The sequence below is a fragment of the Pseudomonas sp. genome (assembly GCF_041601375.1).
GTDB lineage: Bacteria > Pseudomonadota > Gammaproteobacteria > Pseudomonadales > Pseudomonadaceae > Aquipseudomonas.
Map to the genome: position 1 here is coordinate 22,719 of NZ_JBFIIG010000036.1, position 6,964 is coordinate 29,682.

At 65.3% G+C, this 6,964-nt stretch carries 5 protein-coding genes and 1 pseudogene; 4 read left to right on the forward strand and 2 right to left on the reverse strand.

What is annotated here, in order from left to right; genetic code table 11:
• Positions 1 to 69 precede the first annotated feature (69 nt).
• The 4 genes and pseudogenes from ABZE94_RS07540 to ABZE94_RS07555 all read left to right on the forward strand — a co-directional run bounded on the left by ABZE94_RS07540 (position 70) and on the right by ABZE94_RS07555 (position 4,210).
• Positions 70 to 1,053: a fumarylacetoacetate hydrolase family protein gene (locus tag ABZE94_RS07540; protein ID WP_372874916.1), complete on the forward strand. Its 984-nt coding sequence runs from the start codon at positions 70 to 72 to the stop codon at positions 1,051 to 1,053.
• 109 nt (positions 1,054 to 1,162) lie between these two features.
• Entirely contained in the window at positions 1,163 to 1,804 is a 642-nt protein-coding gene (maiA, locus tag ABZE94_RS07545; RefSeq protein ID WP_372874917.1) for a maleylacetoacetate isomerase, read from the forward strand.
• A gap of 1,362 nt (positions 1,805 to 3,166) precedes the next feature.
• Positions 3,167 to 3,352: pseudogene (locus ABZE94_RS07550) on the forward strand (HAMP domain-containing protein); the annotation flags it as partial.
• Positions 3,347 to 4,210 carry a methyl-accepting chemotaxis protein gene (locus ABZE94_RS07555; protein ID WP_372874921.1) on the forward strand — a complete coding sequence of 288 codons (864 nt, stop codon included), beginning with the start codon at positions 3,347 to 3,349 and terminating at the stop codon, positions 4,208 to 4,210. The pseudogene ABZE94_RS07550 and the gene ABZE94_RS07555, both read left to right, overlap by 6 nt.
• Before the next feature lie 156 nt (positions 4,211 to 4,366).
• On the opposite strand, the gene ABZE94_RS07560 is transcribed toward ABZE94_RS07555, so the two are convergent.
• Positions 4,367 to 5,455 carry a metal-dependent hydrolase gene (locus tag ABZE94_RS07560; protein WP_372874918.1) on the reverse strand — a complete coding sequence of 363 codons (1,089 nt, stop codon included), beginning with the start codon at positions 5,453 to 5,455 and terminating at the stop codon, positions 4,367 to 4,369.
• Positions 5,456 to 5,604: 149 nt separating this feature from the next.
• Positions 5,605 to 6,964: putative bifunctional diguanylate cyclase/phosphodiesterase (locus ABZE94_RS07565; protein WP_372874919.1), on the reverse strand; the 1,360-nt coding region annotated here is incomplete at its 5' end.

The window sequence follows — 6,964 nt, forward strand, 5'->3', positions numbered from 1 at the left end:
CCTAGGCCGCACGCACCGCAATATGACGGATATCTGTGGTGCGCACGGCGCACCCTACGAGGATTGAGCATGAAACTCGCATCACTGAAGCAAGGCCGTGACGGTCTGCTGGTCGTGGTCTCCCGCGACCTGACCCGTGCGCTGAAAGTCCCGGCCATTGCCGCCACCTTGCAGGCCGCGCTGGACGACTGGGCGCGCACGCGCCCGCAGCTGGACGCGGTCTACCAGCGCCTCAATGACGGTCTGGAACCGGGCGCCTTCGCCTTCGACCAGGCGGCCTGCCACAGCCCCTTGCCGCGCGCCTACCATTGGGCCGACGGCAGCGCCTACGTCAACCACGTCGAGCTGGTGCGCAAGGCCCGTGGCGCCGAGATGCCGGAGAGTTTCTGGCACGACCCGCTGATGTACCAGGGCGGCGCCGACTGCTTTATCGCGCCGCAGGCGCCGATCCAGATGGCCGACGAGGCCTGGGGCATCGACCTGGAAGCCGAGATCGCGGTGATCACCGACGACGTGCCGATGGGCGTCACCGCGGCCGAGGCCGCGCAGCACATCCAGTTGCTGATGCTGGTCAACGACGTGTCCCTGCGCAACCTGATCCCCGGCGAGCTGGCCAAGGGTTTCGGCTTCTACCAGAGCAAGCCGTCGTCGAGCTTCTCGCCGGTGGCCATCACCCCGGATGAACTGGGCGATTGCTGGAAAGACGGCAAGGTGCACCGGCCGCTGGTCTCGCAGATCAACGGGGCGCTGTTCGGCCAGCCGGATGCCGGCACCGACATGACCTTCAACTTCCCGACCCTGCTGGCTCATGCCGCCAAGACCCGGCCGCTGGGCACGGGGACCATCATCGGCTCGGGCACCGTCTCCAACTACGACCGCAGCGCCGGATCGTCCTGCCTGGCGGAGAAACGCATGCTGGAGATCATCGAGCAGGGCGAGGCGAAGACGCCGTTCCTCACCTTCGGCGACCGGGTGCGCATCGAGATGTTCGATGCCGCCGGCCAGAGTATCTTCGGCGCCATCGACCAGGTGGTGGAAAAGTATGAGCCGTAGGGTGGGTTGAGGAGCGCAGCGACGATACCCATCGAGTGCAGCTGCGGTCTGCAAGCGCATCGCCGTGATGCCAGACCGCAGCAAGCCGGCTCCTACAGGGAGAATTTACATGTTGACGCTCTATAGCTACTGGCGCTCCACCGCCGCCTACCGGGTGCGTATCGCCTTGAACCTCAAGGGCCTGGCCTATGAGCAGGTACCGGTGCACCTGCTCGAGGACGGCGGCCAGCAGCACGCGGCCGAGTACCGGGCGCTCAACCCGCAGCAGCTGGTGCCGTTGCTGGTCGATGGCGAGGCCAGGATCGCCCAGTCCCTGGCGATTCTCGAGTACCTGGACGAGGCCTACCCGGTGCCGGCGTTGCTGCCGGACGAGCCGGCGCAGCGGGCCCAGGTGCGGGCGCTGGCGTTGCACATCGCCTGCGAGATCCATCCGCTGAACAACCTGCGCGTGCTGCAGTACCTGGCCAATCGCTTGGGCGTGGACGAGGAGGCGAAAACCACCTGGTATCGGCACTGGGTCGATACCGGGCTGACGGCGGTGGAGCAGGGCCTGGCGGCGTTCGAGGGGCACCTGTCGCTGGGCCAGCGCCCCGGCTACCTGGAGGCCTGTCTGATTCCACAGCTGTACAACGCCCGTCGTTTCAACTGTGCGCTCGATGCCTACCCGCGCATCCTCGCCATGGCGGCGCGCTGCGAATCCCTCGAGGCCTTCCGGCAGGCCGTTCCGGAGGTGCAGCCCGACGCCCCGTGAGACTGCCTGATTGCGCATTGGATGATGCGGCGCGCCGGAGGATGAGCCTGCTGGTGGTCATCAGGCATATGAAAAGAGGCGCCCGACATCGAGTCGCGCGCCTCTTTTTATGTGCAGGTGTTATGCGCACGTGATCGAGGCAGGCGGCGATTTGCCGTCGGCAGATCGGCGAATAGCCGCCACTCGCAGGTTCTGCTCGGCGGAAAGTCGCCGACACAGGCCCTGGCGAGGGGCGGGCGCAGCCGTGGCCCGCTTGGCTGTGTATTCCCGCACGCCTCTGCCCTGACGCTTCGCGGCAAGCGGTCGATATAAAAGGAGCTAAAGACTAAAGCTGGCACAAGGGTTGCGAGACTCCAGTCTCGAAAATCGATGCCGTGCCCTCGCATGCCGGCCACATCGCTTCGCAGAAGGCGGGACGGCGCGTCGAATAACAATAATGGAGTTGTGCTTATGTTGCCGTCTGCCGCCCGCCTGTTCACCAACCTTGCCGTGAGCAAGAAGTTGCTCTGCGGTTTTGCCTTGGTGCTGCTGCTGACCATCGCCGTAACCGCTGGCGGTTTCATCGCGCTACGGACCATTGTGCAAGGGCATAACCTGAGCGGGCAGCTGACGGCGGTGAATATGGAAATTCTCCAGGCGCGGCGACTGGAGCGCGCTTTCGCCATCGAACAAAGCAGCGCGAGTGCCGAGCGGGTGCGTGAGAGCCTGGCGACAGTGCAAGCGCTGCTGCTGCAACTGGCGCAGGGTGCCTCGCCGGCGCAAGCCCGGCATTATCAGACCATGCGCCAGGCGGTTGCCGATTACCTGAGCCAGTTCGACAGCTATGTCGAGTTGCAGGGCAGGGCGCTTCAGGCGCGCCAGGACATGAGCGATGCCGCGGTCGAGACGCGCGACCAGTTCGAGACGCTCGAGCTGGCCATGTACGACGCCGTGCGCGAGTTGCGCCTGCAGGGTGACCGGCTGCGCGGCAGCGATCCACTGACCCTGGCGGAAACGGCGTCCGGCATGAGCAAGCGCATGCTCGAGCTGCGTGGCCACGAAAACCTGTTCATCATCGACGGTTCGGCCGCGGCGTTGGAGGAGTGGGCCTACATCGGCGAGGACCTGCAAAGTGTCGCCCGTAACCTGATGGTGTGGTTGAGCGACGAGCAGAAAGCCGCGATCGAAACGGCCTTGCAGGCGTTGACCACCTACCAGCGCTCCTTCGGCTATTACCAGCAGGTCCGCGAGCAGAGCCGTACCACCGAGACCGCGATGATCGAGCGGGCGCGGGCGGTATTCAATCTGGCCGAAGCGGCGCAAGTCGGCGAAGAGCAGCGCATGGCGGCCGGCAGCCACCGAGCGATGCTGCTGCTCGGTGGCATGGGCGTGGCGGCGGTACTGCTCGGCTTGCTGGCCGCCTGGCTGATCTCCCGCTCGATCGTCATCCCCCTGCGCCAGAGCGTGGCCTTTGCCCAGCGCATAGCCGAGGGCGACCTCAGCCAGGACTTGCCGCTCGATCGCCACGACGAACTGGGCCGGTTGTTTGCGGCCTTGCAGGGCATGACCGGCAGCCTGCGCACTCTGGTCGGGCGGATTGGCGCCGGCGTCAGCCAGATCGCCGCGGCGGCCGAGCAACTGTCGGCGATCACCGCGCAAACCAGTGCCGGGGTGCACAACCAGCGCCAGGAGACCGAGCAGACCGCCACCGCCATGCACCAGATGGCCGCCACCGTGCAGGAGGTGGCGCAGAACGCCGAGCAGGCGTCCATGGCTGCCCGCGATGCCGACCGCGAGGCGCAGCAGGGCAATCAGGTGGTGCAGCAGGCGGTGAGCCAGATCGGCAGCCTGGCGCAGGGGGTCGAGCAGTCGGCCGCAACTATCCAGGCGCTGAATCAGGAGAGCGTGCGCATCGGCGGCGTGCTGGAGGTGATTCGCGCGGTCGCCGAGCAGACCAACCTGCTGGCGCTGAATGCGGCCATCGAGGCCGCCCGGGCCGGCGATCAGGGCCGCGGCTTCGCCGTGGTCGCCGACGAAGTGCGGGCGCTGGCGCGGCGTACTCACGCTTCGACGGAAGAAATCGAAGGCCTGATCGGCAGCCTGCAGCGTATGGCGGCTGGTGCGGTGGAACAGATGGACAGCAGCCGTACCCTGACCCAGGGCACTGTCACCCTGGCCGGCGAGGCGGGCGCTGCCCTGGGGCGCATCACCCAGGCGGTGAGTTCCATCGAACAGATGAACCAGCAGATCGCCGCCGCCGCCGAAGAGCAGAGCGCGGTGGCGGACAGCATCAGCGAAAGCATTACTCGGGTGCGCGATATCGGCGAGCAGAGCGCCAGTGCCAGCGAGCAAACCGCCGCCTCCAGCGCCGAGCTGGCGCGCCTGGGTGTCGAGTTGCAGGGCCTGGTCGCACAGTTCCGGACCTGAGGGGCTGGCGCATTGACGCCGTAGGAGGGAGGAGTCCATTTCATTGGGCTACGAGAGCCGGAGCCTGGGGCTGTCGCAGAGCCGTAGCCTGGATGAGCCCCGGCGTAATCCGGGGGCGGTCGCCAACTGACCCTGGCTACGCTCCGCTGCACGCCGTCAGCACTCGTCGCGCTCCACCTTGCAGGTCTGCCGGGCGGTGCTGAGCAGGGGCTTGCCCAGTTCGTTGGCCCAGGCCGCCAGGGGCACCTGCAGTTCCGGCTGCCAGATGCGTCGCCACAGCACCTGCAAGCGTGTCAGGTCGGCCAGGCCTGCCGGCCAGCGATCGATCCGCTCATGAACCCGCCATTCACCGTTGTGCTGGTGGGCGAAGTCGAAGCGGAACGGGTGCACGCCGGTCATGCCCAGGCGTATGTCGGTGACCACCAGGTGCTCGCCGATCTGGTCGTAGCGCAGCAGCCCATCGGTGAACCAGGCCAGGCGCCGGTGCGCGGCCGAATCCGCGAGTACCGCGGCCAGTGCGGTGCCGCGCGGCAGGCGGATGAGTTGCGGCGGTTGTCGATCGAACCAGCCGACCAGGGCTTCGTGGTAATCCTCGCCATCCAGCACTATCACGCGCCAGAGCAGGCTGTTGAGTGGGGTCGGGGTGCTGAACAGCGCTTCGGCCTGGATGCCCTGGAGGGCCAGTTGCGCCTCGACCCGTTGCTCGGCCATGTGCTTGCCGGCCAGGGTGGAACCCAGGTAAAGGGTCGACAGGACCAGGGCGACCAGCGGCGCCTTGGCCATTTTGTCGCGCAGGCCGAAGAGCAGCCCAAGCAGCACCGCGATGGCCAGGGGGGTGGTGTAGAGCGGGTCGATGATGAAGATGCTCGACCAGGCCAGCGGGGTTGGCATCAGCGGCCAGAACAGCTGAGTGCCGTAGCTGGTGAAGCTGTCCAGCAGCGGGTGGGTCAGCAGCACCAGGGCCAGGGTGGCGAACAGGCGTTGCCTCGAGTAGCCCGGATGCGGGTGCAGGCGCAGCACCAGCCACGTCAGCAGCACAGCCACGCCGAAGAGGACCAACAACGAATGGCTGAAGCCGCGGTGCTGGGTCATGTTCGCCACCGCGTCGCCATAATCGATCACCACATCCAGATCGGGCAGGGTGCCGAGCATAGCGCCATACAGCAGGGCCTTGCGGCCCTGCCAGCGACCGAGCAGCGCCCCCTGGATGCTGGCACCGAGCATTACCTGGGTGATGGAGTCCATCGGTGATCGTCCGTCTGGTCGAGACGCTTAGGTTACATCGGCAGCCGTCGCCGCTGTTGCCCGGAAATCCCAGGCAACGATTTTGTCCGGCGTACGCCCGAACCGATGCCGTGCTCGATGTTTCACCGCCTCTGAGCGGCGCCCTGTGCCTATCGCACCTGCAGACGTTTTTTCAGTAGGGGCCGTGAAGGAAAGTTGCCGTGCCAGGTGATCAGTGCCGGCAAAGGCATGGGTTTGCCGTACCAATAGCCTTGGGCATGATCGCAGCCGAGGTCGATGACTTGCTTGGCATCGTTTTCATCCTCGATGCCTTCGCCGGTCACCGTGAACCTGAAGCTGTGGCAAAGCTCGACGATACTGCGCACCACGCGCTGCAGTTGTTCGTCGTGACTAATGCCCTGAATGAACGACTTGTCGATTTTTATCCGCTGCACGCGCAGTTCGCGCAGGTAGGACAGCGACGAGTAGCCGGTGCCGAAGTCATCCAGCGCCACCGCGATACCTTGCTCATTGAGCTTGCGCAGGATGCTGCGGCCGTCATTGAAGTCGGCCACGGCAATCGACTCGGTCATCTCCAGAACCAATTGGCTGGCACGGATCGGCGCCTCGCCAAGCCATTGCTCGATCTGCTCGGGCAGGCTGGTGGTGAATTGCGCGGGGGAGATATTCACCGAAACATACAGTGCGTCGCGCAGCCCCTGGGGCAGGCGGAGCAGATCCTGCTTGAGCCGCTGCAGAATCCACTCGCCGAGTTTTTGCCCCAGCTGATTGTTCTCCGCCAATTCCACCACTTCCAGCGGCGAAATACTGCCCAGGCTGGGGTGGCGCCAGCGCAGCAGGGCTTCGACCCCGATGCTGGTGTCGCTCAGGCCGACAATCGGTTGGTAGTAGAGGCTCAGGCCCGGTGAGCCGGTTTGCGCCATCGCCCGTTTGAGGTCGTCGAGCAGGTTCTGACTGCGCAGGTAACGGTTGCTGATGTCTTCATTGAAGACGCCCAGGCCTTTGTGTTTGCCCATGCGCAGTTCACGCACGGCCAGGGTGGCGAAGTAGTACAGCTTCTGCAGGCTGAAACTGTTGTCGGGGTTGAAGCTCAGGCCGATGCGCGTGCCCACCTGAAACAGGTGCTTGTCGCTCTGGAAGTCGAAGCTCAAGGCGTAGGCAAGGCTGTTCAGGACACTGTTCACCAGCTCTTCGGGAAAGCCCTGAGGAAAGGTCATGACGAACTCGTCACCGGCCACTCGGGCGATGAAGCTGCCTTGCGGTTTCAGCCGGTTGAGGGTTTCACCGATGCGCTGCAGCAGGCGATCGCCAGCCTCGTGGCTGATACGCTCATTGACCGCGCGAAAATTGCTCAACTCGATCACCGCCAGGGCGCAGCAGCCGGCGGTCCTGGTATCGTTCTGCAGGGCTTGAAAACTGTTGCGATTGGGCAGGTTGGTCAAGGGGTCGTGGCGGGCCATCAGGCGATTGCGCCGTGTCTCCAGATAGAACATCAGGATCAGCCCGCCG

Excerpts from the sequence above, each read along its gene's own strand:
- ABZE94_RS07540 (WP_372874916.1), top strand. The coding sequence starts at position 70 with ATGAAACTCGCATCACTGAAGCAAGGCCGTGACGGTCTGCTGGTCGTG.
- maiA (WP_372874917.1), top strand. The coding sequence starts at position 1,163 with ATGTTGACGCTCTATAGCTACTGGCGCTCCACCGCCGCCTACCGGGTG.
- ABZE94_RS07555 (WP_372874921.1), top strand. The coding sequence starts at position 3,347 with ATGACCGGCAGCCTGCGCACTCTGGTCGGGCGGATTGGCGCCGGCGTC.
- ABZE94_RS07560 (WP_372874918.1), bottom strand. The coding sequence starts at position 5,455 with ATGGACTCCATCACCCAGGTAATGCTCGGTGCCAGCATCCAGGGGGCG.